We start from the raw sequence: 25,839 nt of genomic DNA, 5'->3' as shown, positions 1-25,839 counted from the left end.
TTAGAGACTCAGCTGGATGATGGCGCGAGGTCGGGTGCAGATGTGCAATGGGTTGGACTGGGCTTCACCGGCGACCCCTTTACCGAATGGCAGCGGCTCCAGCTTGCTGTAGTACGGCAGGCCTTGGGTGTTGACGGTTTCCATGTAGTCAGCCGGCGCATACGCCGACAGGAACATTTCAGGAACGCCTTCCGGTACCAGCCGTGCTGCGTCATCGGCGATAAATGCGATGCCCGCAACCTTGCCACGGTAGCGCTCCCAGGTAATGCCACCGAACTCGAAGGCTTCACGACCATCACCACGCAAGGCTGCTGCCTGCTGGCTGCCCTTGTAGGTTTCGACCACCGAGGGATGGGCGATCAGTTTCTTCCAGAACGTCTTGCCACAGAACGCACGCGAAGACGTGGTAGTGACGTTGCCGAGTGCATCTTCTTGCATGTCCAGTGCTTCCACGCACTGCACTTGCACGTTGGCTTGAGGGTCATTCAGGCCCATTGACAGGGTTTGTCGCTGAACACCGAAGCGCTCATAGATATCCAGCAACACTGTACTTCCATCAGCATCGAGCACCTTGCCGTTCAGTGCGCGGTGAAACTCGTGGGTCGCGTCCAACTGGCGACGCGCCTTATCCAGGCGTTTGTTGACAACATCCTGAACGGCCTGCAGCTCGGTCTGAGTACCGAAGGCCCGGATGCCCTGGATCTCGTCAGCCCTGATGGTGAAGCGCTCCGGCAGGTGGACGGTGTTAAACGGCAGCAGGATGCGCTTGCTGCCGCCGACCACCAGCCCAGAAGTACCGCGCTCGCCTGCTGGCACCAGGGCCAGCTTGTCGCCGTCTTTCTCGATCTGCACGGTGAGAGTGGTCACGCCCTCCTCTTCGAACAAGCCGAGACTGGCCAGACGACCTGGCACAAACTCTTGCTCGTTGATGGCCGCAGTCAATGCAGCAACGCCGAAGGCATCGTCTTCAAAAATGGCGATATCAGCCATGGGTGTACTCCAGAAAGTAGAAACCCCGCTCAGGGCGGGGTCGAGAATGAATTACAGAAGGGTCAGCGAACGATGATGAAGTGCGTCGCCAAGGCCTTTTCGGCGTCCAGGTCCAGTCCTGTCAGCAAGTTTTCACTGACCTCAGCCAAGCGCACTACTGCTCGCCCGCGACGTACCACTTCGGACTCTCCGATCGAGGAGAACAGAATGCAGGCGGCGTTCTCGCTGCCATCCTCAGCCACAGGGTTGTAAGGTGCGAACTCGCCCGTGGCGGTCACCATACCGAGTACTTGACCGGCCAGCAGGGCTGGGCCTGCTACCACGTTGATCGCTTCGCGAGAGATCTTTCCCGAACCTTCGGACAGCAGAAACTCCCCGGCGTGAACCGGCTCGCGGTGGATGTTGCTCATGATCATGCTCCTTTACGGGTTGCCTGCCGACGGGCAGACCAAATGGTGCTGGGATTGGGTAGGTGGGCCTTGACCTTCTCCGGCTCGTCATCGGCCGAGGGCAAGCTGTTGTCGATCTCAAAGCCCTTGCCCGAGCCGACCAGCTTGTCGAACAGGCGGGCACGTACTGCAGGCGCATCGAGCCCGGCCTGGACATACTCGACGGCCAGCTCCGGCAAGCGCGCCGCGACACACAGGTCGCGCACCGTTTTGGCACGAGTCAACGCGGCCTGCACCGTGGCTTCGTCCGCCAGCTTGGTCGAATCAATCAACGGCTCGACCAGGTTGCTGATACCCGCTTTGCCGCACGCCTGAGTGATCATCAGCGCGAGCTTGGCCGAGTCGGTGACGGCGGGTTCGGGCGGATCGACTTGGGCGGGCAAGTCGTCCTGTGCAGACGGCGCCGGCTGCACATCCTGCAGCTGGTCGAGCAGCGCTTTCGGCGTATTACGGTAGCGCTTCATCGTCGCGCCCTGTCCTAGGCAGGCTTTGACCTCGACGCCGCTGCCAATCTCATCTGCCAGCCCCAGGGCCAGTGCTTCCTGGGCGGTCAGCCAGGTTTCATCGTTGACCATACGCCGTAGCTCAGCGTCATCGATGTCCGGCGCCTTGGCCTTGTAAGTGGCAATGATGGCCTCCAAGGTCTGGTCCAACACATCCGCAACCCGGCGCAGATCCTCGGCATCGCCCGACGTCCAGGTCCAGGGGTTGTGAATCATCAGCATGGAGTTCGAGGCCATGACGACGCGGTGCGCGCCGCAAGCGGCCACACTTCCAGCGCTGGCCGCCAGAGCATCGATTCGGGATGTGCAACGCTCCCCCAGTCGCTTCAGTGCGTTGTGGATGGCCAGGCCGTCGAACAGGTCGCCGCCGTTGGTATTGAAGGCGGCCACCACCGGTGACACGCCGTCATCAAGCGCCTTCAGGTCCTGGATGAACTGGTTGGCAGTGATGCCCCAGCCCCCGATCTCGCCATAGATGTAAATCTCGATAACGGTCTGATCGGCTTGGACCTCAGCCTTGATCCGGTACCAATGTTCATCCTCGACCGGTAGCGTGGCCTTGGCCTTGTTGTAGATACGAAACGGCATCAGCGGTTTCATGGTTTCTCCTTCTCGTCGGGATCCTCATCGATGGCCGACAAGGTGCTGTAGTTCAGGCCCAAGTCACGGGCCCGAGCCGCATCTGCGGCGTTCTCGGCGTCCACAATCTCGGCGTCGGTACCGGAGCGCAGACACATCTCACTGCGTGAGGCCAACCCTGCGTTGATCTCCATGACTTTCGATTGCACGTCCTGAACCGGATGGATGTATGCCCAACCCTGCGGAACCCACCGGGTGCGCAGGTACTCGCGGCGCCGTTGTCCGTAATCGTCCAGCGCCAGCGCACCGGACAGCACCGCCAGATCCATCCAGGCAGCACGTACCGGGCGGCACAGCTGGTGGACGTATACCGCGAACTGGAGCTGCTCCAGGCGACGGCGAAACTCGTTGAGCACCACACGGATTGCCCGGTCGTTTACATCGCGCATGTCGCCGGTCATCAGCTCATATGGCAGACCTGCCCCGGCCGCAGCGGCCATTAGTTGCTGACGCATGAAGTCGGGGTAGTTGTTGCCGCCATCAGGTGGCGTGGAGAATTCCACCTCTTCACCTGGCAGTAGCTCCTGCATGGTCCCCGGCTCAAGGGCCACCATTGGGGTAAAGCCATCGCTGCCGACCTTGATAGGCGCACCGGTCACGGGATCGAGCATCGGCGGGCCTTCTGCCGCCGGTTTGCGGATGAAGCCAGCGAAGAGGTTGGCCACCTCCTGGCGAAACAGCACCGCGTCGTCGTAGTTGTCGAGGCTGCGCAAGCGCTTGAGCACCGGTGCAAGGCGTGGCACACCACGAAGCTGGCCGGGCTCCAGGGGCTCGAAGATGTGCAGCATCTGATTGGCCGGGATCCGCACCAGCATGTTGTAGCCCGCACTGAGCGCGACCATGTCGCTCGGGTGGGTGCGATAACACCAGTACGCCACCCGCTGCCCGAGGCTGTTGAACTCGATTCCGGCGCGGATGACGTTGCCGGTCTTGGTCACCTCGAACTTGTCATGCGGGACAAATTCCGGCGCCAGACACTGCAGCTGCAGTGGCACTGCCAGGCCATCCTCCTGACGGCGTGGCCGCAAGCGGATGAAGCATTCGCCGGACTGTTCGACGGTGCGTGCCACCAGGGCCTGCAGGCCGTAAAAGTCGGTCAGCTGGTCAGCGTCCGACTCATCAACCCAGTCCTCCCACAGCTCTTGCATCAGCGTGCGCAGGGCCTTGTCTGCCAGTCGCGGCTGAGGGGTGATGCCGGTACCGATCAGGTTGCTGACTCGCCGATCGATCGCGTTGGCAGCATAGGGGTCGTTGCGAACTGCAGCCCGCGACCGCGAGCGCAGGTTACGCAGGGCCGGCATGATCAGGCTGTTAGCACCTGTATCCGGCGCATCCCAGCTGGACGACCGGCGTCCTTCAGCAGCCCCCTCATAACTGGCCTTGATCCGTTCAGGGACCAAGAGACCAGAACGCGACAATGTGAGATAGCGCCCGCTCACAGTCCTTTGCCTCCATGGTAGATCCGCACCACGCGGGAACGGGGTCCAGCTGCCTCAGTCAGGCTGGTGCGGATCACATCGCGGGCCTTCAACAGTTCATCAATCGAGCGGTATTCGACCGTGCGGTCGGTATAGCGCACGACTTTTTCACCACGCGCAATCGCCCGCTCGACCGCGTCAAGGTGCTTCTGGGTATAAGCCATGGGGGATCTCTCGCAGAACTATGCTGCACACGACACGAAGTCAGAGAAAGTTCTGATTCCGTGAATTGATTTCCTGACGGAAACTACCGCCTGCCAGAACGTGGGCCAGCGCTTCCGCCAATTCATCGGTTGGCATACCTGGTAGCCGCAGGGCCCAGTAGGTGCGTGCTCGGACCCAGTCCATCCTTCCGGTAAGCTGGTCCGCTATCACCCGTCGCAGTTCACCCTGCAGCTCGGCAGATGCCTTGACATTATCTATTTTTGACTCGGAGTTTTGTGACATGGCTGTCTCCAATATTGAGATGTTCGACGACATCACTGGCAAGATTTTTGCCGCGCTGTACCAAAGTTTTCCCATCCCCAAATACTTGATGGCAGAGTCATTCGTTGATGTCGCTATGGAGTTCGATGAAAGGCACGGAATGGAGCTTCCGTCTTCGAACGCAGAGTTTTTCATCGCGACTGCGCAATGGCTGATTGATGCTGGCTATATGGCAGGCTCGACACATGGCTTCATACGAGTTGAAGATGCTGTGCTGACTGCCAAAGGGCTGGAAGCGCTGAAAGCAATTCCAGACAGCGTCAGCTCGAAAGCTTCAATCGGTGAACAACTTGCGAACACCGCCAAAGAGGAAGGCCGTGAAGCGTTCAGAGGCCTAGTTGGCCAAGCCCTTGGCATTGGTGCACGGATCATCAGCCCCGTGTTCGGACTGAGTTCCTGACTCAGCGTCTCTTCAAGTAGCCGCTGCTGGAGCTGCGCCGCTGCATGGGCTGCGGCGCAGGACGAGCGACCGGTTGGGCCGCCGAAGTGGCCCCCGGTTGCAAGATCCGGGGCGGCTGTTGTTCCGGCTCATCGTCGGGCAAGCGCTCGGCGACCACCGCTTTGGTCTGATCCGCGTCGTCGAACAGGCTGGCCTGGGCCAGGGCTTGGCGCAGCCGATCCCAGTCGTGCTCGCCGTAGCGATGCAGGCCCAGGTAGTACGCCATGGCCAAGCCATACACCATCAGGTCGAGCGCTTCGTTGCGGTCGGCCTTGCCCTTGACCCACTCAATCCGCTTGTAGCCCTTCACATAACGGGCAACCTTGCGCTCGGCCACGCATTGCGGGAAGAAGTCCTCCGGCAAGTCCTTGGCGAAGTGCAGTGCCCCCGGTCCTGTCTCAAAGGCGTAGCGGTTGTAGATCCAGTCCTTGGCCGTGTCGGTACCGACAATCCACAGTTCGGCACCGTTGCGCTCGGTCTGACCTTTCCAGGTCACGTCGACCAGCGATGGCCGCTGAGCAATGACCGGTTTGCCCGACTTGCTCGCGCCCTTCACGGCAAAGATGTTGCGCCAGCGCCGTACGCGGCAGAACTGGTAGACCTCATGGGTGTGGTGACCGCCGGAGTCGATCGCCGTGGCCAGGATCGCCAGGCCAACGCCGCAAGGGTGTCGATAGCGCTCTTTGAGTTTTTCGTCCAGGGCGGACCAAGTGCGCTCATCCGACGGGTCGCCCATGATCACTTGGTGATCGACCACCCAACGCTCCAGGCCAACACCCCAGCCGGTGACCATCATTTCCAGACGGTTGGCCTGGACGTCGACCGATGCGGTCAGCGCGAGCACGCCAACAGCCAAAGTGCCGAGCACGAAGTCTTCTTGCAGCGCCCGCGCCTGAAGCACGTCCGCCTTGGTCTGCTCCTGAGCGCTGTCCCAGACCTTGGCCAAGCGCGTGTTGTAAAACACCTGCATGGGCTCAAGGTCACCACGGTCCTGGGCTTTTCTGGCCTTCTCGTACTGCTTGGCCAGCGATGCCCAGTCCTGCCAGCCGAGTGGTGCGTACAGCGCGTTCAGGTGAAAGCCGACCGTTTCGCCGTCACCCTCGGCGTGGGAACGCCATTCGCCACGGGCCAGCATGTCACCCTTGTGGTGTTCCTCGATCAGCACGTCGCAGTCTGGACCCGCACACTGGTAATGCACCGTGCGAAAGTCCGGCGAATACAGCAGCCGCTCCCACTCCAGGGTTTGCATGTGCCCACAAGTCGGGCACGGCACGTAGTAGTAACGCTGGTCGCTGATCTCGAATAGGTCGGCGATCCGCGAAGCGCCCTTGATCGTTGGCGAGCTGGAAAAGTAGAACTTGGCATTGCGCCCGAACGTACTGCCCCGAGTCTCGGCCAGCTCGATCGGGTCGCCCTCTTCGTCCACGTCCACATCCCAGCGGTCGACCTCATCGCCGTAAACGAAGCGGGCCGACAGTTCGGCCAAGTTGGCCGCCGAGCCCGCTGTGGTCGCGTACAGCGAACCGCCCTCGAACTCCTTGGTGTCCATGGTGTTGCGCGAATCCCGCGAACGCGGCGAGGCAACACGCTCGCGCAGAACCGGGGTCGCCTTGATGGTCTTGCCGATCCGCGCCGACACACGCTTGGCCAGGCTCAAGCTGGGCAGCAGGGTCAGGATGTTCGACGGCGACATGTGGATCAGCGCGCCGATCCAGTTCAGCGCGATCTGGGTTTTCATCAGCTGCGAGGCCACCATGGTCACCACCCGCTTGCATGGGTGACCAGGTGACAGGCAGCGCATGGGTTCGCGTGCGTAAGGGGTCCGCGCCGTGCGGTATTGGCCGGGCTCGGCTGCACCGGTATCCCTCGGGATCCGCATGAATTCATCAGCCCATTCATCGACCCACAGTTCAGGGTCGGGCTGCAGCCCACGGCAATACGCTTCGCGGTACACCTCGGCACCGTTTGCGTATCCGGTGGGCATAGGCTCAGCTCTGGGTCATGGCTTGTTCAAGATCGGCGGTAGTCATCCGGCCCGCATCCTCGAAGACGCGGCGAAAGGCTCCGGTCAGGTGTTTTTCGATTTGCCAGGGGTCGCTCATCGCGGCTAGCTCCGGCGCCAGTTGCGGTGACAACCCGAACATCAGGTCGCGCACCATTCGCCCAGCGGTATAGGCCGCATTGGCCACTGCTTCGCGTTCGACCAGGTTGCCCTGGACCTTGTGGAATTCAGCCTCAGCCAGCTGGGCGAGGAAGTACTCTCGGTGAGCCCGGGCTTTCTGGAAGTCGGGGCCCTTAGCAGTCTGCAGCACCGCAGGTGTGTCGGCGGCTGGTGCGAGTTGACTGCGCACATCTCGCTCAACCCGAGCCTCCTCATGCCGGGCCGCTACGGCTGACTTGCTGGGGTCCGACGACTCGGCCAGCAGTGCCTCGGTCGCTTCAAGATCGACCTTGCCATCCTCGGTCAGCACCAGCCGATCCTGCTTGGCCAGTTTGGAAACGTAGGATTTCGCCCAGCCACGCCGCGCAGCAAACTCTGATTTGCTCAATACGGTCATGATCAAATGTCCAGTTCACCCAATGAATACGGGGTGTTCACCAGTTCACCGCAGTTCACTAAGCTGGTGAACCTGCTGCTAACAAAGTCCCGCGGGTTTCCGACCCCGTACCTCCGGATATACCCCAGGGTCCCCGCCCTCTCGGGCGCACCGAGACGGTGCATCCGCATCAGAGACCCGGCTCGCGCCCGGCTGGCGGGGCTTCGCACACTCCAAGCCGCTTGGCGGCCCAGCGCTCGTACAGGCCAATAGCCACGTCGGCGCCCGCCATTGCCGTCAAGCAACCGAAGGCGCCCGCCGACCAGATCGACATGCCAGCGGAATAGAGCAACATGATGGTGGACAGACCACACACAATGCAGGCGCCCGAGCGCAGCACGATCCTGCGGACCAAAGCCCAGCCACGGACACCCGCCTTATCCGCCCGCCACATCTCACCCGATACCCCACCGACCAGTGACATGATGATCACCATCCAGAGTGGCATCTCGACTAAAGCTTGTTGCTCGCTGTTCATGTAAGCCTCATGGCAATGCACGGCGCCGGAAAAAGAAAACCCCGCCATGCGGCAGGGTTCTCGATGCACCGACAGGTCGTGGCGGGTTGCACAGCACAGTGCTTATGGGGGAAGCGCCTAAGCGCACTTTTCATATCGTGGCGACTTTTTACCCCTGACCGGAAAAACCGAAAAGAGGCAATTTTCGGTACGTCGCTTCGGCGCTACTTCGGCGCACCCTCGACGCATGCTCGGCGCATATTGAACCGACGAACGGTATGGCGCCGGTTAGGCCCGGAGCGGACGATCAGGATCGACAGTATTTGCAAGTGCATCGCTTTGACCCAGTTACGGTAGGTTCGGTCAGCATCTTCTGCCAGGCCAACCTCGCGCATCTGTTCCCGGATCGACACGCCGAAGAGGTAACGAAACTCGGCAAGCTTTGCCAAGACCGCACCGCGCTTGTCACGGCGCCCCAACTCGGCAACAGCCGCGTCGACTTCTGCTGCAGAGTGATCCAGACCAGCACCACCCAGCAAGATTCGGGCACCTGATGTACCGCCCCTCGGAGCGGCACCTTTCCACTCCATGATGCTGCCCATTTGGCTACCCAACCCGGCCTCCAGGCCGAGCCGGGCGCGTTGCTCCGCCCAATGCCGCATCAAGCCCTCAACCAGCACCAGGCGCTCGGCCAGCTCCAGGCCTTCGATGTCCTTCATCATCACCGGCTCCCTCCATAAAACGCTACCCAACACACAATTACAAAACCCAACACAAACCCAACACAGGAAAAGCTGAATAAATTCAAAGCATTAAAGGTTTCTGTGTTTAGTGTGTTGGGTTTGTTGAGTTTTTTAGGGTTCGCATGGGATTTATTTTTCTGTTGTTGATTGCCAGCAAAAGTTGCGCGCCTGCGCGTGCGCGAAGGCAAACCCAACACACCCACCACGGACTCCCGCCAACCCGCGAAAACTGCGGACCGTATGAGTGTTGGCCTATAGAAGTGACCCAACACAAACCCAACACACCCGACACGCTAACGGTCGTACTCATGCTGCCAGCCCCTTCACATGGTCCCAGCCATCGACATTCCAGCCCGCAAGCTTCGCCCTAGCCCGCCACTCGACGACGCACGTGCCCAGCTCGGCCGACTTTGTGGATGGGGGCAGGGAAGGATCACCATCGGGTGGGAAGAAGAACGCCGCGAATCGTCGGTTATTGCCATCGGTCCAGGGGATTGCCCGCGTCTTCTCCACCGTCGCGCTGATCATTAACGAGAACTTCGTCTGGCTCATCGAGTGCTCTCTGTTGCGCGAACACCATTCAAGAAACATGGCATACACGTCCGTCGACAAGCAGCAGCCCCACAGACCATGCCCAAGTTCACCGATCCGCCACAAGTGCAAGAACGTTTGCCATGCCGTCCGGCTCAGCGCCACCAGCCGCTGCCGAGCCTCAGTTTTCGGAGGTCGAGTGCGCTGATTGAATTCGCCCAGGTCGATGCTCAAGAGCCACCCGTACAAGGCTGACACCCCACCATTCAGTAACTCACGACCGATAGCCTTCTGGCGCTCGACCGGCAGCGTTTCCAAGGGCCACATGACCAACATTCGACGGTCATCTTCACTGATCGGCCAGGGCATGATCTCGTTGCTAAGGAATGCGGCATTCATGTGGTTGGCCTCTTCCCAACCATTGATAAACTTCGACTCCATACGCACAGTCTTGCCAGTGATCATGTGCTTGATCTTGCCAACCTGGTTGTAACGCTGATCGCGGCTGACAACCTCCTCGAAAACTGCCCACAGCTTGCGACTCTGCCAAGCATTGAAACTCCCCTCCAACTGGGACTGCCCGACCGTGGCTGCATACTGACCATACAGCTCGCCAAGCACGTCGGAGAACAACAGGCTTTTACCCGAGCCCTCCATTGTCGAGTGGAACAGCACCGCCGTATCCATCTTGGCCCCCATGTGCTGCAAGGGGAACGCAAGCCACTTCAACAGCCAATCCAACGCTTCGGCGTCGTGGTTACACAGGAACGAAATCAGCCAGCCCAGGTTTTCACACGCGGCGTCATCCCGCACCGGCTCCAGTGGCAACCCCTCAAACGTGTTGATATACGTGCTGGGATCCTTGGTCATGGTCGGATCAAACACGATGTGATCAACATCCACCACCCGCCGGCTTGGACTGTTCAGCCAAAGCGAATAGGCATCGCCGAGGGCCATCTTGACGGCACCCTCGGCGATCCGCCGCTTCTTCTCGCGATCCCATACGTCCTTGGTTCCGTCGATGTAGACGTAACGCTCGATGGGTTCGAGCTTCAATGCCCCGCCCTTTTTGGTGGACATGCGCCGAGCTTGCTCGAACTCCTGCACCTGCTCAGCAGCAACCAACTTCTTATTGGTGCGCTCCATCCACTCTTTCGCCAGAGCCTTACCGACCAGGGCCTCGAACCCGGAGCGCTTCATCTGCCGCCCCTTATCCATGTCCCACACCTGAGTAGTGCCCTCAACCAGAGCGAAACGGCGCATCGCGCTGTCAATGTGCAGGGCTTCGCCCCCCGCGCCCCCGGTGTCGCAGGAGCCGGCGACGCTGGGCGAGCTCCCCTCCGATGGGGTTCGGGGAAGGTCTTCAGCAATCAGATGATCGAGTTCTTCCAGCGTGACCGGCTGCCCCCCGGCCTCATTACCCGATGGGGCTCGGGGAAGCTCGCCCAAGGGCGGCGGGGACGGCGGACGCGACTTCGCGTCCAAGCCCAACAAGCGAGCAGCTGCCTTCGTCGCTTCTCGCGTATCGCCGTTGTGCTGGAGGATGCAGAACACATCGAACGCATCATTCTTGTGCCCGTTGTTCAGCGGGTCAGAGCTGTGGTGCGAATAGAGCTTGCCCTCGCTGATTGTCACCCCGGGCAGACCGCTGCTGCTCTGTGGGCATAACCACTTGTTATTGACTCGCTTGTACCCATGCGCCTCGATCAGCGTTGCCAAGTCGTAGCAACGATTGAACTCGGGAATCACTTCGGGCAGCGCCTTACCGAAACGCTCTACCGATGGCCGTGGTTTGGGCGCAGCGGATACTGGCGGCGCCAAGGTTTTGGGCAGCCATGGACAAGCCGCTTCAGCACCGGGTTTGAATTCGTCCCATCCCTGCCAAATGCTCAGCAACTCAGGAGGAAGTTCCGGCAGCCCCTCAGGCGATGGCGGGTTGCGCCAGGTATACGGCCGCTTTGTTCCAGGGTGGATGGAGGGTGGCAAGACATCCTGCACCAGGCCGCCCCGCAGCTCGAACACAGTAATCTTTTTGAAGGGCTCGGCGGCCATTCGGAAAGTGGCCTCCCGAGCGGCATCACCAGCATCTACCGCAGCCTTCACCTGGGCCATGATGCCCTTGAGGATCGACCCATCCGGGTCGGTCTTGTTTGGCCAGACCAGGGAGTGTCGAGTCAGTTCGACACCATCCGGTACGCGGAACATGACGCGAAAGCGCGCCGGGTTTCCTACTGTGGTCGGATAGGCATCTGCAAGGGTGTCCAGATCCATGCCCAACAGCTGCTGCAGAACAAGCCGGGTCAGTTCCACGTCATCGACATCAAGCGAACAGACTCGGCTCGGCCCCAGAACCACCCCAAGGTTGTGCGATGGTCTCTTCTGCCAGAAAGCTTCGGCAGCATCAGCCTCGGTAATGTAACCACCAGGTTTGTTCCACCCATTGCCCTTTGGCCCTTTCTCGCCTGGTTCAATCGGCACCAGGGCAAGCCCGAAGGTTTCGATGTAGCGCCGCGCCCATGCAGCTGTCGGCAGTCCTTGGTGCTCACTCATCGACGCCGCTCCCGCAGCTCTTGGCAACTGACGCAGGTTTCACAACCTGCGACCGACTGCTGACGCAGCACTGGGATAGGTTCGTCGCAGTCCTCGCAGACCTGCGCGCTTGGCTTCGCATTAGCCCGCAACTGTCGTTGCAATGATATCTGCAGGAAGTAGTCAGCCTGGTCGTTGGCCAGATCAGCAACATCAGCCATTCGCACGATCCTCCATGGCCTGACGGGCGCCTGCCATGATGGCCAACACCTGCCGAATGACGTCCATACCGCGCTGTTCCAGATTCTGCACTTCATGCAGCTCCCAGATATTGTCCGCCGCGCCATCGTGCATGCTGCTGACGAACTCGCCGGCCTCTTCGAGCAGCTTGCCGACAGCTTTTAGCGCCTCATTGGTCGCAGGAACAGGCTCCGGGCGATACCAAACGACTCCAGCCGCCCTGCACAGGGCATCAAGCACCCGCGTGTCGGCTGTCCATTGTAGGACTTCCTCCAGCTCGTCTGGCGACAGCCAACGGCGCTCCTCATCGTGTTTGAGTTTCTTCTGGAGAGCATCAATGTCGATGCCCATATCAAAGGCCAGGCGGGTGATTCCGCCATGGTAGTCACGACCAGCGCGGTAGAGCGCTTGCCGCAGGGAAAGGACCAGGCCAATGCCCGGTAATGTATCGATACGACTCATAACCGTTAAACCTCGATTAACGGTGTAGCCATAGGATTGGGCAAGCCCTATCCTACGACCACGACCGATGTGCCTGTTCAAATGTGTTGTGCGACACGGCATGTCGTTCTAGTCATCCGGTGAATCTTGTGGTGAGAGGGAACCGAATGGCGGGGAAATGGCAGTGCGATGCACTACCTTGTGCTGAGCTGGGCAGGTTCTTGTGGTGAGAGCGCCCAGCTCAGCATTCTTTACTCCTGGCGGAGACCAGAAGACTTGATCTGTTCTTCATACAAAAGCTCGATAGCCTTGCCCACCTCGTAGCGAACCGCCGCCCCTTTCGTTGCCCGATAGATTGTTGGCTGAGTCGTCCCAACACGATCAGCGATTGCTCGCTGCGAGAAACCCAGCTCGATCAGTTTTTGAAGCATCTCTTGAATGGTCATTGCACCCACCGATGCGTTATCGAATTGAAATTATAATACCCAAACGAATTGACCGAGGCAATACACTTTCGATACGTTAACGAATCAGAGCAACAGACCGTGATAGGGAACCGCGTAGCAATACGAATGCACGAATTGGGCTGGTCAGAAGGCGAGCTAGGTAGGAAATCTGGGGTGCCGCAACCGACCATTCACAGGATCTTGACTGGGGTTTCAGCCAGCCCCCGTCAGGCAAACGTCGAGAAAATCGCGAAAGCCCTTGGAGTAACGACCGAATGGCTCTGGAAAGGGGGCGAAGCCCCCGACATCCTTCCCGGCCCCAATTCGAACGTTGAACTAGGCCCAAGAATTCGCGGCTTTGTTCCTTTGATCTCATGGGTGCAGGCAGGGGCCTGGTGCGAAATGCAGGAAGTGCTTGAGCTGCAAGATGTAGAGAACTGGCTTCCTTGTGCCGTTTCGCATAGTAGTGCGACCTTCGCGCTCCGCGTGAGAGGCCTGTCAATGTTCAACCCGCACGAACGGAGATCCTTTAGGGAGGGCGACATCATCTTCGTCGATCCAGCGAAGGACTATGAAAACGGGTCACTCGTTATTGCCAAACTGGCGGACAGCCGGGAAGCTACGTTCAAGCAGCTCGTGATCGAAGGGCCGCGTCAGTTCCTCAAACCTCTTAATCCATCCTGGCCCGATCCGATCATCGAATTCCCTGATGACGCCCTTATCTGCGGCGTGGTTGTTTCTAAAGTCGAGATTTTTTAACGCTTAACCATTCATTCGATCAATACGCATTGGTATTGACCTCGCAAATTCGTTTAAGTATTGTCTGGCCCGCAACCTTCTCACCACAGAGGTCCAGGCATGCCAGCCAAACAACACCAACCGATCTGCAAAGTCTATTTGCACCCATCCACCTGTAGCCGCCGCGCCACCGTTGAGGCTTTCCAACGTCGTACCGGCCTGCAAATCATCGTCTCGCCTGCGGATTCCACGCCATCCGGCCACTCATTCCACGCTTATCCGGCCGGGCATTCCACGCACATCCGGCCACCTGTTCCACGGCCATCCGGCCGGGCAGTCGGAGCGCAGCGACGCAGGTTTGCATTGTTAGTCTGAAGTCCCTGTTGCAGTCAATTTCATCGAGCGCCTGCGCATCGATTCACCCTTGAGTTCGATGCGGTAAGCGTTATGCACCAGCCGGTCGAGGATGGCGTCGGCCAAGGTCGGATCGCCGATCAGTTCATGCCATTTGTCTACCGGCATCTGGCTGGTCACCAGTGTCGAGCGGTGCCCGTAGCGGTCGTCCAGCAGCTCCAACATGTCGCGCCGTTGCGCAGCGGTAAACGCCGCCACTCCCCAGTCGTCCAGAATGATCAGATCGGTCTTGGCATAACCGGCCATCAGTTTGGCGAAGCGACCGTCGCCGTGGGCCAGACCCAGTTCTTCCATCAAGCGCGGCAGGCGCAGATAGCGCACGCTGTAGCCGTCCCGGCAGGCCTTGTGGGCCAGTGCGCAGGCCAGCCAGGTTTTGCCCACGCCGGTGGGGCCGCCGATGATCAGGTTCAGGCCGTCGCGCAGCCATTGGCCGCTGCCCAGTTGCAGGATCAGGGACTTGTCCAGCCCACGCGGGCTGCGGTAATCGATGTCTTCCAGGCAGGCGTTGTGGCGCAGTCGGGCGGCTTTGAGGCGAGTGCTCAGGCGCGCATCTTCACGTTCGGTCAGCTCGCGATCGACCATCAGCCCCAGGCGCTCATCGAAGCTGAGGCTGTTGATGTCGGGCGTTGCGTGTTGCTCGCTCAGCGCCTTGAGCATGCCGTGCAGGCGCAGGGTTTGTAGCTTGTCCAGGGTGGGATTGGGGAGCATGGGCGTATTCCTTCAGGTCAGTGGTAGTAGCCGGGGCCGCGCAGGTTGATGTGTTCATCGGGCAACAGCGGCAGGTTCTGCTGGGCCAGCGGTAGCCGCTCCAGCCCTTGGCGCAGGATCGATTCGAGGCTCTTGTAACTGCATGCGCCCAGCGCCAGGGCGCGCTGGCAAGCGGCTTCCAGCCGTTCTTCACCGTGCTGTTTGCCCAGGCGCAGGATGCCCAGGCAAGCACGGAAGCCGTGCTGCGGATGGATTCGGCGCTCGAGGATGTGGGCGATGACACCCGCGGTGTTTGGCCCGGTCTGCTCTGCCCAGCGGATCAGCCGTTGCGGCGTCCACTCGGCATGTTCGCGGTGGCTCTTGGGCATGTGCTCGGTTTGGGTGGTGTGGCGACCTTTGTGCGGCGATCGCACATGGCTGGCCACGCGCTGGTTGGCGTGGAAGCACTCGACGGTCTGTGCGGTCAGGCGCACTTCGAGTTGGTGCTTCACCAGTTGGTACGGTACCGAGTAGTAATGGCCGTCGACTTCGACGTGGTAGTCGATGTGCGCCCGCACCTTTTTCCATTCGGCGTAGACATAGGGCTGTTCCGGCAGGGGTTGCAGCGCGGGTTGGTCGAGCGCCTCGAAGGCCGAGCGGCGCGAGCCGGGCAGCTTATTGAAGGGTCGTTGATTCAGTCGCTCCAGCAGCACGCCGATTGCGGTGTTGAGTTCGCCCAGCGAGAAGAACTGGCGGTTGCGCAAGGCCGCGAGGATCCAGCGTTCGACCACCTGCACGCCGACTTCGACCTTGGCCTTGTCCTTGGGCTTGCGGGCGCGAGCGGGCAACACGGCGACCCCGTAATGCTCGGCCAGATCGCGATAGCTGGGGTTGATGTCCGGTTCGTAGCGATGCGCTTTGGTGACGCCGCTGCGCAAATTATCCGGCACCAGGATCTCGGGCGCTCCACCGAGAAACGCGAGGCAGCGGGCGTGCGAGCCCAGCCAATCGGGCAGTTGCTGCGACCAGGTGGCCTCGGCAAAGGTGTAGCTGGAGGCGCCGAGGACAGCGACGAAGACCTGGGCCTGGCGGATTTCGCCGGTGTGCCGGTCAATGACCGGCACGGTCTGGCCGGCATAGTCGACGAACAGCTTTTCGCCGGCGCGATGTTCCTGGCGCATGGCCACGTCGACCTTGGCGGCCCAGAGCCGGTAGTGCTCGCAGAACCAACTGTATTGGAAGCCTTGCGGGTGGCTGAGCCGGTACTCTTGCCAAAGCAGAGCCAGGGTGACGCCGGGGCGGCGCAGTTCGGCGTGAGCCCATGCCCAGTCAGGCATCGGACGCTGCTCACTGGGGATGGTCGGCGCAGGCGGAAACAACTGACGTTCCAATTCGGCGTCGGTCAGCGCAGAGGGCCAAGTCAGCCCGCAGGCAGCAAAGCGATTGAGGTAGTCACCGATAGTGGCTCGCCCCACTTGCAAGCTGACCGCGATCTGGCGAGCAGATAGACGCACCTCAAACTTGAGGCGCAGAACTTCTCGAATCTTACGCATGGATAAACGCTCCACGACGACCTCTCTGCTTCGAAAAAAGAGGTCGATGGTAGTGAATTAATCCTGCGTGGCTGCCTGCCTGAAGGGTGGCCGGATGGCTGTGGAATCAGTGGCCGGATGCGCGTGGAATGGGTGGCCGGATCATCGTGGAATAGGTGGCCGGATGGCCGCGGAATCCGCACATTGACCGACGGCAATATGACAGGGGACATTTTTCCAAGATTATAAAGCCTGGTTTTCTGCTCTTCGGAAATCGGTACTTCACGACTGCCGGAAAAAAAACTGGAGCAACCCGGCAACACCAGACATAACAGAAAGACAGCGTAATTTCTTAGCAGCTTACTCACTCAAACGTTTCCCACCAACGGACATCGATCACCTGCGACGATGTCTTGATGGCTCTATATCGGCAGTGCCCGCAGCTCCTTGATCGATTGCCAGCCCCACTACGCCGCCGTGATATGCAACGATGTCACGCCTGTGCCGAACCGACGGCCCACTCCGAGAGTCTTTCCGGGCACCATAACCCAGCTGCGGGATGTTTATGACCGCAACCAATTTACCCGCTACAACCATCGGGAGGCATGCTGCGCCCATAGCGCCCAGACTAACTGGAACCGTGGGCCATTGATTAAAAGCGAAACAAGTAAATGCCCAATCAGCGGAGCAGAGCGGCACCTAGGAGCTTGGAGGCAAGGATTTCAGGCGCTAGAATGCACAGCACAGTGCACCACTTAGGTGTACCTAAACGCTGTCACACTTCGAGATTTTTGACTGAGAAATCCTTGTAGAATCAAGGATTTAGAGATAGGTGGCGACCCCACCAGCCACACCCCGGCACACAATGTCACCGCTGCGGCTGCTCCCTTCCAGGCCTGACCGGGTTCACGGCTGATCGTTGCGGGGGGACCGATGGGGTCACCATAACGCGGCTCACCAGTCGGCGAGCCGCGCCATTGTACCGGTCCTGCGCGAAGTTACAACCTCTGGATCACAATAAAAAATGCTGAGCGCTCAAGCACTTGGGCACGCGGCATGAAACGGCGGGCAGAAAGCACCGAACCTGGAAGAACCGCTTCGTCAGAGGTTCACCCATTGATCGGCGCGGCCGCCGGCCTGCTGGATGACCAGGTGGATGAAATGCAGTTTGGCGATTATCGGGGCCGACAGTACAAAGGGGTAGAAATCGGGCTGGCCCATGCTGCGCGACAGCTCGTTGAGCATGCCGGAAAGCTCGATCCAGGCATTGACGAATGACAGGAACTCAACGCCACCGGCATACTCGGGCCGATACAGACTCTGCGAATCGAAGGGGAGGTAATCGAGCTCCAGAGAACGGGAACTCATGCCGAACCCCAGCGCGGTATCGACCGCATCCATCATGTGCAGGTAGTGAGCCCAGGTTTCTGCCCAGTCTTCCCAGGGGTGCATGGTCGCATAGGCACTGACATGCCGGCTCGACCAATCGAGCGGCGCGCCCTCGGCGTAATGGCGCTCGAGCGCTTGCGCATAGCTGGCACGCTCGTCGCCGAACAGCCCCCTGAACTCGTCCAGCCAGGGGGTTCCGGCAACCAGCCGATCCCAATAGTAGTGCCCCACTTCATGACGAAAATGCCCAAGCAGCGCCCGATAAGGCTCATGCATCTGCTGCCGGATCTTTTCTCGATGAGCGTCGTCCGCTTCCTTGATATCCAGGGTGATCAGGCCATTGGCGTGCCCCGTAACAGGCGTCTTGCCTTCCAGGTCGACACCGATGAAGTCGAAAGCCAGGCCGGCCTCTTCATCCTCGGACCTGGAAATCACCGATAGCCCGAGATTCAGCAACTGCGCGACCAGGCGACGCTTGGCCGTCTCGACCTTGCGCCAGCGCTCATGGTTTTCCGGGATCGAGAGATCCGGGATGGTGCGGTTCAGGCTGCAGGCGATGCAGTGAGGATCCTGCGCCCGGGCCGACACCAGCCAATTGCAGGCCGCCGGTGTGTCGAGATTGGCGCAGCGATGGAATACCCCGGCCTGCGGATCCGAAGTCAGCCCCCAGGTGCCCGGCTCGGCACCTGGCTGCAATGACGAAAGCACGTTCTGCCCCGGCCAATAGCCCAACGCCGAGCCACAGGCCAGGCACTGGCTATTGCGAAAGAAGACCGACTGACCGCACTGGCATTGCCAGACCTTGCCCTGGCGGCTGTCCTGGCTGATGAATGGGGCGGCGAGTCTGGAACTGAGCTGTTCAAAAAGACGGTACATGTCGAACTCCCTTCTTTGGTGCAACGACGGACCTTGCCGCTGCCGCAGGCTCGGTGCGCCGCTGCGACGCTCGCCTGCAACGCGGGCGCAAGGTTTCGACATTCCTGGAGGTCCTGCGGACCTCAGCGCAGCCTGCGGCAGCGGCTACAACTCAGGCTTCGATACCCTGCTTATTCAGAAAGGCGATGAACGCGTCTTCGTCCAGGACCTCAAGACCCAGCTCATTGGCCTTGGTCAGCTTCGAACCGGCGCCAGGCCCTGCGACCACGCAGTGGGTCTTGGCCGAGACCGAGCCTGCCACCTTCGCCCCGAGACTTTCGAGCTTGTCCTTGGCGACATCGCGGCTCATGCGCTCGAGCGAGCCGGTGAGCACCCAGGTCTGACCGGCCAGCGGCAGGCCTTCGACCAGCTTTTTCTCGCTGCCCCAGTGCATGCCGAACTCACGCAATTGCGCTTCGACCGCCCTCGCCCGTTCGGCATTTTCCGCAACGCTGAAAAATTCGCGCACAGCCGTAGCCTGCTTGATCGTGAGCGCCTGGCGCAGGTCGATGCCGTCGGCGGCGATGATCTTGTCCAGCGTTTCGAGCCGGGCCACCAGCTTTTCTGCGCCAGTGGGGCCGACCGAAGGGATGTCCAGCTTGGCGATCATGCCGGCCAGGCTGGTGCTGGCGGCGAATTCGGGATGTAACTCGCCTTGATCCTGCAACTGCAAACCACGTTCGAGCAATTGCGCGATGACCGTGCGGTTATGCTCGTCCTCGAAGAACGCGTGAATCTCCGAAGCCACCTCCAGACCAATATCCGGCAGGTAGGTCAACACTTGCGGCAAGGCCGCCATGATCCGCTCCAGCCCCCCCAGCGAGCGCGCCAGCACCTTGGCCGTCTCCTCGCCCACGTCAGGGATGCCCAGCGCGTAGATGAAGCGCGCCAGCGTCGGCCGCTTGCTGTCTTCGATGGCCTCGAGCAGGTTCTTGCTCGACAGCTCGGCAAAGCCTTCCAGGTCGACGATCTGCTCGAAGCCCAGGGTGTAGAGGTCGGCCGGCGACGACACCAGGCCCTCGTCGACCAACTGTTCGACGCTCTTCTCGCCCAGCCCTTCGATGTCCATGGCGCGCCGCGAAACGAAGTGAATGATCGCCTGCTTGAGTTGCGCCGCGCAGGCCAGCCGGCCAACGCAACGGTACACGGCACCTTCGCTGACGGTTTCCTTGCCCTTGCTGCGCTTGACCAGTTGCGTGCGCTCGACCTGCGAACCACACACCGGGCATTGCTCGGGGATATGCACCGGGCGGGCATTGTCCGGGCGCCGTTCGAGGACTACCTGCATCACTTGCGGGATCACATCACCGGCACGACGGATGATCACCGTGTCGCCGATCATCAGGCCCAGGCGCGCCACTTCGTCCATGTTGTGCAGCGTGGCGTTGGCCACGGTGACGCCCGCGACCTTGACCGGCTTGAGCCGCGCCACGGGCGTGACCGCACCGGTACGGCCGACCTGGAACTCCACGTCGAGCAGCTCGGTGAGCTCTTCCATCGCCGGGAATTTGTGGGCAATCGCCCAACGTGGCTCGCGGGCACGAAAGCCCAGCTCACGCTGGTAGGCCAGGCTGTTGACCTTGAACACCACGCCATCGATTTCATACGCCAGGTCATTACGCCGCACACCAATGTCGCGGTAGTACTCCAGGCACTGATCAATCCCGTTGGCCAGCTTCAGTTCGCGGCTGATGGGCAGGCCCCAGGCCTTGAGTTGCTCGAGGTTGCCGATATGGGTGTCGGCAATGTTTGCCGAGACCTGGCCCAGGCCGTAGCAACAGAACTCCAGCGGGCGGCTGGCGGTGATCTTCGAGTCCAGCTGACGCAGGCTGCCGGCCGCCGCGTTGCGCGGGTTGGCGAAGGTCTTGCCACCGACTTCCATCTGCGTAGCGTTCAGCCGTTCGAAACCGGCCTTGGACATGAACACTTCGCCGCGCACTTCCAGCACCGCCGGCCAACCACTGCCATTGAGCTTGAGGGGAATATTGCGCACGGTGCGCACATTCACACTGATGTCTTCCCCCGTGGTGCCGTCGCCACGGGTGGCGCCCTGCACCAGCAGGCCATCGCGGTACAGCAGGCTGACCGCCAGGCCGTCGAGCTTGGGTTCGCAGGTGTACTCGATGGACTGCCCGCCGCCGAACAGGTCGCCGGCAGGCAGGTCCAGGCCTTCGATTACCCTTCGATTAAATTCGAACAACTCAGACTCTTCAAAAGCGTTTCCAAGGCTGAGCATCGGGACTGCATGACGCACCTGACTAAATGCGAACAGGGCTGCGCTACCAACCCGTTGCGTCGGAGAGTCACTGGTAACCAACTCTGGATGAAGCTCCTCCAAATTCCTAAGCTCGCGGAAAAGCCTGTCGTACTCGGCATCCGGGACCTTTGGAGCATCCAGCACATGATAATAGTGGTTATAGTCCCTTAGCTCAGCTCGTAGCTTTAGGATTCTGGCTTCGTCCGCATTCATTTCGGTGTTCTCTTGCAAAGCAAAAGAGCAGCCGAGGCTGCTCTCTGTGTTTATTCTCTGGAGTTCGTGGCGCTCCAATCGCTGGCAAGCCAGCTCCCACAGAAGCCAGTTTTCCCAAGGGTTTGCACATACCCCCTGTAGGAGCGGGCTTGCCCGCGATTCGGGCTCACTCTGAATCCAAAGCCTAGCGTTTATGCGTCAAGGCGCGGCGTTCAAATTCGACAATGCGCTGACGGTAGTGTTCGATGGTCTGGGCGGTCATCACGCTGCGTTGATCGTCCTTGAGCTCGCCATTGAGCTCATGGGCCAGCTTGCGGGCGGCGGCCACCATGACGTCGAAGGCCTGCTTGGGATGACGCGGCCCCGGCAGGCCGAGGAAGAAGCTCACTGCGCGGGTGCTGAAATGGTCGATGTCATCCAGGTCGAACACCCCTGGCTTGACCGCATTGGCCATGGAGAACAGCACTTCGCCATTGCCGGCCATGCTTTCGTGACGGTGGAAAATGTCCATCTCACCGAAACGCAGGCCGCTTTCCAGGATGTTCTGCAGCAGCGCCGGGCCCTTGAAGCCGCCTTCATCGCGGGAGATCACGCTGATGACCAGCACTTCCTCGACCGGCGGCAGTTCCTTGCCTTCGCTCGCGCTGAAGCTGGCCGACCGGGTTTCGTCCGGGAAGTCGCCGTCACGGCTGGTGAAGCCTGGTTCATCCAGGTCGAGCTTCAGGTTCATGTCACCCTGCGCAGGCTCGGCGGTGCGCTTGCCCCGCTTGCCGTTTTCGCGCATGGGCGCACTCATGGACGGCAGGTCGTGCTCGTCCAGTTGCGGCTCCCTGTGCTCGTCCAGCACGCGCGGCGGGCCGAGCACTTCAGCACTGCTGGGCTCGTCGTCCGGCAGGTTGGAGAAGCTGCGGTCCAGCCTGAACTTCAACTTGCCCTTGCCGCCACGCATGCGGCGCCAGCCATCGAAAAGAATACCGGCAATGACAATAATGCCGATGACGATCAGCCACTCGCGCAGACCGATTTCCATGTAATCCTGTGCCTCGAATAGAAAATGCTGAAAATAAAGGGTTTAAACCCCTTTAAAACGTGGCGCCAACTCTATGTTCTGACAGGCGTTTTCCCCACGCATACAAAAAAGTAAACACTAAACTAGCACGACCAAAGACAACTTTACACCGTCTGTCGCACATGTCCCCGGCAATTGACACGTTGTCTTGCCTGATCGCCACCGATCAGGCCTCGACCATCGCCATCGCTTCCTCTACGTCCACCGCCACCAGACGCGAACAACCCGGCTCGTGCATGGTAACCCCCATCAGCTGATCGGCCATTTCCATGGCGATCTTGTTGTGGGTGATGTAGATGAACTGCACCGTTTGCGACATTTCCTTCACCAGCTTCGCATAGCGTCCAACGTTGGCATCATCGAGCGGCGCGTCCACTTCGTCGAGCATGCAGAACGGCGCCGGGTTCAGTTTGAAAATGGCGAATACCAGGGCCAGTGCGGTCAGGGCCTTCTCTCCACCAGAGAGCAAATGAATGGTGCTGTTCTTCTTGCCAGGCGGACGCGCCATGATCGTTACCCCTGTATCGAGTAAATCTTCGCCCGTCAGTTCCAAATATGCGCTGCCGCCACCGAAAACTTTTGGAAACAATGCCTGCAAACCGCCGTTTATCTGATCAAAGGTATCCTTGAAGCGGGTGCGGGTCTCTTTGTCGATCTTGCGAATGACGTTTTCCAGGGTGTCCAGGGCTTCGACCAGATCGGCGTCCTGAGCGTCGAGGTAACGCTTGCGCTCGGACTGCTGCTGATACTCGTCGATGGCCGCCAGGTTGATCGCGCCCAGACGCTGGATCCTTGCGTCGATGCGCTCGAGTTCTTGTTCGGCCTCCTGTTCATTGGCTTCGCTGGCGAGGGTGGCCAACACCCCGTGCAAGTCGTAGCCGTCTTCGTGCAATTGTTCCTGCAGGGCCTTGCGCCTGACGCTCAGGCCCTGCCACTCCATCCGGTGCTGCTCGAGCTGGCCCCGCAACAGTTGCGACTGCTGTTCGGCCTGGGTGCGACGCTTCTCGGCATCGCGCAGCTCGCGGTCGGCGTCTTCCATCTGCATGCGCGCCTGACGCATTTCCTCGTCGACGGCCATGCGCCGCTCCAGCAACTCTTCAAGCTTGAGCCGCAGCTCTTCGAGCGGCGCCTGGCCCTCCTCCAGGTTCAGACTCAGTTGTTCGTGTTTTTCGGTCAAGCGCTCCGATTGCAGTTCCAGGCGTTCCAGCGCCTGGCGCGTGGAGTCATGCTGGGCCCGCAGGGAACCCAGGCGCACGGCCAGCTGATGGGCATGATCCTTGTGCTGGCGGGCTTCCTGGCGGACCCGATCGAGCCGCTCGCGCAGGCTGTCGCGCTGGGCCAGCAGCAATTCCCGCTGCTCGGTGTCCTGGGCCATGATATCGAGGGCGTCCTGCAATTGCAGGCGCGACTCGCCGACTTGCTCGTGCTCGACGGCACGCTGCTCGGCCAGTTCAGTCAATTCTTCATCGAGCCGACGGCGGCGCAGGGTCAGTTGTTCGATCTTGGCCTTGCCGGCCGACAGCTGTGCCTTGAGCTCGCCCTGCTGGCGCGCCTCATCCTGCAGGCGTCGGCGCAGTTGCTCACGGCTTTCCTCTTCCTGCTTCTGCTGCTCGCGCAAGCCTTGCAACTGTTCTTCCAGGGTCGCCAGCGCCGCTTCGCGCTCCTCGCGCTCGCCCCCCAGGCTTTGCAGCTCCTGCGCGCGCGCCAGCACCCCGCTCTGCGCGTCGCTGGCGCGGCGAACCCGCAGGAAATGCCGGCCAATCCAGTAGCCATCGCGACTGATCAGGCTCTCGCCCGGCGCCAGGCTGGCGCGCAGTGCCAGCGCCGCATCGAGGTCTTCGACCGGTTTGACCTGGGCCAGCCAGGGCGCCAGATCAACTGCACTCTCGACCTTGTCGAGCAGGCTGCCCGGCACGCGCACTGCGTCGTGGCCCGGATCGAGCAGGCGCAAGTCGCCCTGGGCGAACCCGGCCAGATCGAAACCGGCAAAATCATCGACCAGCACCGCTTGCAGGTCAGCCCCCAGCACGGTTTCCACCGCCAATTCCCAACCGGACGCCACCCGCAGCCCTTCGGCCAGGCGCGGGCGCTGGTCCAACCCCTGTTCACGCAGCCACTGGGCGGTACCTGTCCCGGGGTCGAGCGCAGCCTGCTGCAAGGCTTCGAGCGAGGCCAGCCGGCCATTGAGGCGCTGCAATTCACCCTGGGCCTGCTGTTGGGCCTGGGAAGCCTGTTGCAAGGCGTTGCGAAGCTGTTCGAGGCGCTCGACCTTCTGCTCTTCGCGCGCCTGCAATTCTTCAAGCAGTAATTCGCTGCTGGCCAGTTGCTCACCCAGCTCGAGAATGGCCGCGTCTTCAGGGTCGGCTGCCAGCAGGGTCAGCTCTTCGCCGAGCCTGCGCTGGCGCTCGGCCAGCCGCTCCATGCTGTGCTCCAGCTGCTGGATGCGCGACTGCTGCACCTCGGCCTGGCGCCGGGGCTCGGCCGAGCGGGTATTGAAACTGTCCCACTGCTCCTGCCAGCCATGCATGGTGCTTTCGGATTCTTCCAGGGCAGCGGCAGCCTCTTCGGCAGCGGCGCTGGTCATTTCCTGTTCGGGCTCGAGCATGGCCAGCTCTTCGCCCAGGGTCGCCAGCAAGGTACGGTCATGGCCCAGGTGCGACTCAGTCTCGAGTCGCGACCGTTCGGCCTCCTTCAGATCGTCCTGCAATTGACGCAGGCGCTGCTGGCCGTGCTGGATGCTCTGCTCGACCCGCGCGATGTCGCCGCCCACCGAATAGAAACGCCCCTGCACCAGGCTGAAGCGCTCGGACAGGTCATGATGGCCATCACGCAGGCGCTCGATGCTGGCATCGGCATTGCGCTGCTCGGCCACCAGTGCCTCGAAGGCGACTTCCTGATCGCCGATCACCGCCTCGCGCTGGCCGACCTGTTCGTTCAGCGCCTGCCAGCGCAGGGCCGAGAGCTGCGCCTTGAGCTGACGCTCCTGGGCCTTGTATTCCTGATACTTCTCGGCGGCCTGGGCCTGACGGTGCAAGCGTTCGAGCTGGCGCTCCAGCTCTTCGCGCAGGTCGGTCAGGCGTTCCAGGTTCTCGTGGGTGCGGCGAATGCGGTTCTCGGTTTCCCGGCGGCGCTCCTTGTACTTGGAGATGCCGGCGGCCTCTTCGATGAAGTTGCGCAGGTCTTCGGGCTTGGCCTCGATCAGCTTGGAGATCATGCCCTGCTCGATGATCGAGTAGCTGCGTGGGCCCAGGCCCGTGCCGAGGAAAATATCGGTGATATCACGACGACGGCATTTGGCGCCGTTGAGGAAATAGCTGTTCTGGCTGTCGCGCGTCACCTTGCGCCGAATGGAAATCTCCGCGTAACTGGCGTATTCGCCGACCAGGGTGCTGTCGGAGTTATCGAATACCAGCTCGATACTGGCCTGGCTGACCGGCTTGCGGGTGGTCGAGCCATTGAAGATGACGTCGGTCATCGACTCGCCGCGCAGATTTTTCGCCGAACTTTCGCCCATGACCCAGCGCACCGCATCGATGATATTGGACTTGCCGCAACCATTGGGCCCGACCACAGCGGCCATGTTGCTGGGAAAGTTCACCGTCGTCGGGTCGACGAACGATTTGAACCCGGCCAGCTTGATGCACTTGAGGCGCATGC

22 protein-coding genes and 1 other RNA gene are annotated in these 25,839 nt (G+C 60.8%); 2 read left to right on the top strand and 21 right to left on the bottom strand.

Annotation, left to right across the window (positions count from 1 at the left end):
* The 6 genes from NVV94_RS08265 to NVV94_RS08240 all read right to left on the bottom strand — a co-directional run bounded on the left by NVV94_RS08265 (position 1) and on the right by NVV94_RS08240 (position 4,506).
* Positions 1–990, bottom strand: a complete 990-nt coding sequence (locus tag NVV94_RS08265; RefSeq protein ID WP_258446711.1) for a major capsid protein — start codon at positions 988–990, stop codon at positions 1–3.
* 62 nt (positions 991–1,052) lie between these two features.
* Positions 1,053–1,400 (bottom strand): head decoration protein, encoded by a 348-nt coding sequence (locus NVV94_RS08260; RefSeq protein WP_258446710.1) that lies wholly within the window; start codon positions 1,398–1,400, stop codon positions 1,053–1,055.
* A 2-nt stretch (positions 1,401–1,402) separates the two neighbouring features.
* Positions 1,403–2,542 (bottom strand): head maturation protease, ClpP-related, encoded by a 1,140-nt coding sequence (locus NVV94_RS08255; RefSeq protein WP_258446709.1) that lies wholly within the window; start codon positions 2,540–2,542, stop codon positions 1,403–1,405.
* Complete coding sequence (locus tag NVV94_RS08250) at positions 2,539–4,020, bottom strand: phage portal protein (RefSeq protein ID WP_258446708.1); 1,482 nt, start codon at positions 4,018–4,020, stop codon at positions 2,539–2,541. Before NVV94_RS08250 ends, NVV94_RS08255 begins: the two co-directional genes overlap by 4 nt.
* Positions 4,017–4,223, bottom strand: a complete 207-nt coding sequence (locus NVV94_RS08245; RefSeq protein WP_258446707.1) for a phage head-tail joining protein — start codon at positions 4,221–4,223, stop codon at positions 4,017–4,019. Before NVV94_RS08245 ends, NVV94_RS08250 begins: the two co-directional genes overlap by 4 nt.
* A gap of 40 nt (positions 4,224–4,263) precedes the next feature.
* A complete protein-coding gene (locus NVV94_RS08240; RefSeq protein WP_258446706.1) occupies positions 4,264–4,506 on the bottom strand; it encodes a hypothetical protein in 243 nt (80 codons plus the stop codon).
* Between NVV94_RS08240 and NVV94_RS08235 the strand changes: the two genes are divergently transcribed.
* Positions 4,505–4,945, top strand: coding sequence for a hypothetical protein (locus NVV94_RS08235; protein WP_258446705.1), 441 nt, complete (start codon positions 4,505–4,507; stop codon positions 4,943–4,945). The genes NVV94_RS08240 and NVV94_RS08235 overlap by 2 nt on opposite strands.
* Position 4,946: 1 nt before the next feature.
* Here NVV94_RS08235 and NVV94_RS08230 read toward each other — a convergent pair whose 3' ends face one another.
* From NVV94_RS08230 to NVV94_RS08195, 8 genes are all read right to left on the bottom strand, one after another.
* The gene (locus NVV94_RS08230) at positions 4,947–6,968 is read right to left on the bottom strand and encodes a phage terminase large subunit family protein (RefSeq protein ID WP_258446704.1); all 2,022 of its coding nucleotides are present in this window, start codon (positions 6,966–6,968) and stop codon (positions 4,947–4,949) included.
* Between the two features lie 4 nt (positions 6,969–6,972).
* Positions 6,973–7,542: a terminase small subunit gene (locus NVV94_RS08225; protein WP_258446703.1), complete on the bottom strand. Its 570-nt coding sequence runs from the start codon at positions 7,540–7,542 to the stop codon at positions 6,973–6,975.
* Positions 7,543–7,711: 169 nt separating this feature from the next.
* A complete protein-coding gene (locus NVV94_RS08220; protein WP_258446702.1) occupies positions 7,712–8,059 on the bottom strand; it encodes a phage holin family protein in 348 nt (115 codons plus the stop codon).
* A gap of 203 nt (positions 8,060–8,262) precedes the next feature.
* Positions 8,263–8,760 (bottom strand): hypothetical protein, encoded by a 498-nt coding sequence (locus NVV94_RS08215; protein ID WP_258446701.1) that lies wholly within the window; start codon positions 8,758–8,760, stop codon positions 8,263–8,265.
* A gap of 327 nt (positions 8,761–9,087) precedes the next feature.
* Positions 9,088–11,862, bottom strand: coding sequence for a bifunctional DNA primase/polymerase (locus NVV94_RS08210; RefSeq protein WP_258446700.1), 2,775 nt, complete (start codon positions 11,860–11,862; stop codon positions 9,088–9,090).
* Positions 11,859–12,062, bottom strand: coding sequence for a TraR/DksA C4-type zinc finger protein (locus NVV94_RS08205; RefSeq protein WP_258446699.1), 204 nt, complete (start codon positions 12,060–12,062; stop codon positions 11,859–11,861). The genes NVV94_RS08210 and NVV94_RS08205 overlap by 4 nt, the downstream gene beginning before the upstream one ends.
* Entirely contained in the window at positions 12,055–12,543 is a 489-nt protein-coding gene (locus NVV94_RS08200; RefSeq protein WP_258446698.1) for a phage regulatory CII family protein, read from the bottom strand. Before NVV94_RS08200 ends, NVV94_RS08205 begins: the two co-directional genes overlap by 8 nt.
* A 230-nt stretch (positions 12,544–12,773) precedes the next feature.
* Positions 12,774–12,968 (bottom strand): hypothetical protein, encoded by a 195-nt coding sequence (locus NVV94_RS08195; protein ID WP_258446697.1) that lies wholly within the window; start codon positions 12,966–12,968, stop codon positions 12,774–12,776.
* 126 nt (positions 12,969–13,094) lie between these two features.
* Here NVV94_RS08195 and NVV94_RS08190 point away from each other — a divergent pair, with 126 nt between their 5' ends.
* On the top strand, positions 13,095–13,727 hold the full coding sequence (locus NVV94_RS08190; RefSeq protein ID WP_258446696.1) for a LexA family transcriptional regulator: 633 nt from the start codon (positions 13,095–13,097) through the stop codon (positions 13,725–13,727).
* A 345-nt stretch (positions 13,728–14,072) separates the two neighbouring features.
* Here the strand turns inward: NVV94_RS08190 and istB are convergent, their stop codons facing one another.
* From istB to smc, 7 genes are all read right to left on the bottom strand, one after another.
* The gene (istB, locus tag NVV94_RS08185; protein WP_258443137.1) at positions 14,073–14,828 is read right to left on the bottom strand and encodes an IS21-like element helper ATPase IstB; all 756 of its coding nucleotides are present in this window, start codon (positions 14,826–14,828) and stop codon (positions 14,073–14,075) included.
* A 17-nt stretch (positions 14,829–14,845) separates the two neighbouring features.
* Positions 14,846–16,360 (bottom strand): IS21 family transposase, encoded by a 1,515-nt coding sequence (gene istA, locus NVV94_RS08180; protein WP_258443136.1) that lies wholly within the window; start codon positions 16,358–16,360, stop codon positions 14,846–14,848.
* Between the two features lie 818 nt (positions 16,361–17,178).
* Positions 17,179–17,275, bottom strand: an RNA gene (ffs, locus tag NVV94_RS08175) — signal recognition particle sRNA small type.
* Between the two features lie 165 nt (positions 17,276–17,440).
* Positions 17,441–18,604: a putative zinc-binding metallopeptidase gene (locus NVV94_RS08170; protein WP_258446695.1), complete on the bottom strand. Its 1,164-nt coding sequence runs from the start codon at positions 18,602–18,604 to the stop codon at positions 17,441–17,443.
* Between the two features lie 151 nt (positions 18,605–18,755).
* Positions 18,756–21,113, bottom strand: coding sequence for an NAD-dependent DNA ligase LigA (gene ligA, locus NVV94_RS08165; protein ID WP_258446694.1), 2,358 nt, complete (start codon positions 21,111–21,113; stop codon positions 18,756–18,758).
* 184 nt (positions 21,114–21,297) lie between these two features.
* Positions 21,298–22,143, bottom strand: a complete 846-nt coding sequence (zipA, locus tag NVV94_RS08160; protein WP_258446693.1) for a cell division protein ZipA — start codon at positions 22,141–22,143, stop codon at positions 21,298–21,300.
* 205 nt (positions 22,144–22,348) lie between these two features.
* Positions 22,349–25,837 (bottom strand): chromosome segregation protein SMC, encoded by a 3,489-nt coding sequence (gene smc / locus NVV94_RS08155; RefSeq protein ID WP_258446692.1) that lies wholly within the window; start codon positions 25,835–25,837, stop codon positions 22,349–22,351.
* Between the last annotated feature and the right edge of the window lie 2 nt (positions 25,838–25,839).

The organism is Pseudomonas sp. LS1212, from assembly GCF_024741815.1.
Lineage (GTDB): Bacteria > Pseudomonadota > Gammaproteobacteria > Pseudomonadales > Pseudomonadaceae > Aquipseudomonas.
This window is presented reverse-complemented; position numbering and strand designations above follow the sequence as displayed.

Bases quoted from the DNA above. Each gene is read 5' to 3' on its own strand.
- istA (WP_258443136.1), bottom strand. From the start codon at position 16,360: ATGCGTAAGATTCGAGAAGTTCTGCGCCTCAAGTTTGAGGTGCGTCTA.
- NVV94_RS08230 (WP_258446704.1), bottom strand. From the start codon at position 6,968: ATGCCCACCGGATACGCAAACGGTGCCGAGGTGTACCGCGAAGCGTAT.
- NVV94_RS08195 (WP_258446697.1), bottom strand. From the start codon at position 12,968: ATGACCATTCAAGAGATGCTTCAAAAACTGATCGAGCTGGGTTTCTCG.
- istB (WP_258443137.1), bottom strand. From the start codon at position 14,828: ATGCTCCCCAATCCCACCCTGGACAAGCTACAAACCCTGCGCCTGCAC.
- NVV94_RS08255 (WP_258446709.1), bottom strand. From the start codon at position 2,542: ATGAAACCGCTGATGCCGTTTCGTATCTACAACAAGGCCAAGGCCACG.
- NVV94_RS08240 (WP_258446706.1), bottom strand. From the start codon at position 4,506: ATGTCACAAAACTCCGAGTCAAAAATAGATAATGTCAAGGCATCTGCC.
- zipA (WP_258446693.1), bottom strand. From the start codon at position 22,143: ATGGAAATCGGTCTGCGCGAGTGGCTGATCGTCATCGGCATTATTGTC.
- NVV94_RS08205 (WP_258446699.1), bottom strand. From the start codon at position 12,062: ATGGCTGATGTTGCTGATCTGGCCAACGACCAGGCTGACTACTTCCTG.
- NVV94_RS08200 (WP_258446698.1), bottom strand. From the start codon at position 12,543: ATGAGTCGTATCGATACATTACCGGGCATTGGCCTGGTCCTTTCCCTG.
- ligA (WP_258446694.1), bottom strand. From the start codon at position 21,113: ATGAATGCGGACGAAGCCAGAATCCTAAAGCTACGAGCTGAGCTAAGG.
- NVV94_RS08215 (WP_258446701.1), bottom strand. From the start codon at position 8,760: ATGATGAAGGACATCGAAGGCCTGGAGCTGGCCGAGCGCCTGGTGCTG.
- NVV94_RS08170 (WP_258446695.1), bottom strand. From the start codon at position 18,604: ATGTACCGTCTTTTTGAACAGCTCAGTTCCAGACTCGCCGCCCCATTC.
- NVV94_RS08220 (WP_258446702.1), bottom strand. From the start codon at position 8,059: ATGAACAGCGAGCAACAAGCTTTAGTCGAGATGCCACTCTGGATGGTG.
- smc (WP_258446692.1), bottom strand. From the start codon at position 25,837: ATGCGCCTCAAGTGCATCAAGCTGGCCGGGTTCAAATCGTTCGTCGAC.
- NVV94_RS08245 (WP_258446707.1), bottom strand. From the start codon at position 4,223: ATGGCTTATACCCAGAAGCACCTTGACGCGGTCGAGCGGGCGATTGCG.
- NVV94_RS08225 (WP_258446703.1), bottom strand. From the start codon at position 7,542: ATGACCGTATTGAGCAAATCAGAGTTTGCTGCGCGGCGTGGCTGGGCG.
- NVV94_RS08265 (WP_258446711.1), bottom strand. From the start codon at position 990: ATGGCTGATATCGCCATTTTTGAAGACGATGCCTTCGGCGTTGCTGCA.
- NVV94_RS08210 (WP_258446700.1), bottom strand. From the start codon at position 11,862: ATGAGTGAGCACCAAGGACTGCCGACAGCTGCATGGGCGCGGCGCTAC.
- NVV94_RS08260 (WP_258446710.1), bottom strand. From the start codon at position 1,400: ATGAGCAACATCCACCGCGAGCCGGTTCACGCCGGGGAGTTTCTGCTG.
- NVV94_RS08235 (WP_258446705.1), top strand. From the start codon at position 4,505: ATGGCTGTCTCCAATATTGAGATGTTCGACGACATCACTGGCAAGATT.
- NVV94_RS08190 (WP_258446696.1), top strand. From the start codon at position 13,095: ATGCACGAATTGGGCTGGTCAGAAGGCGAGCTAGGTAGGAAATCTGGG.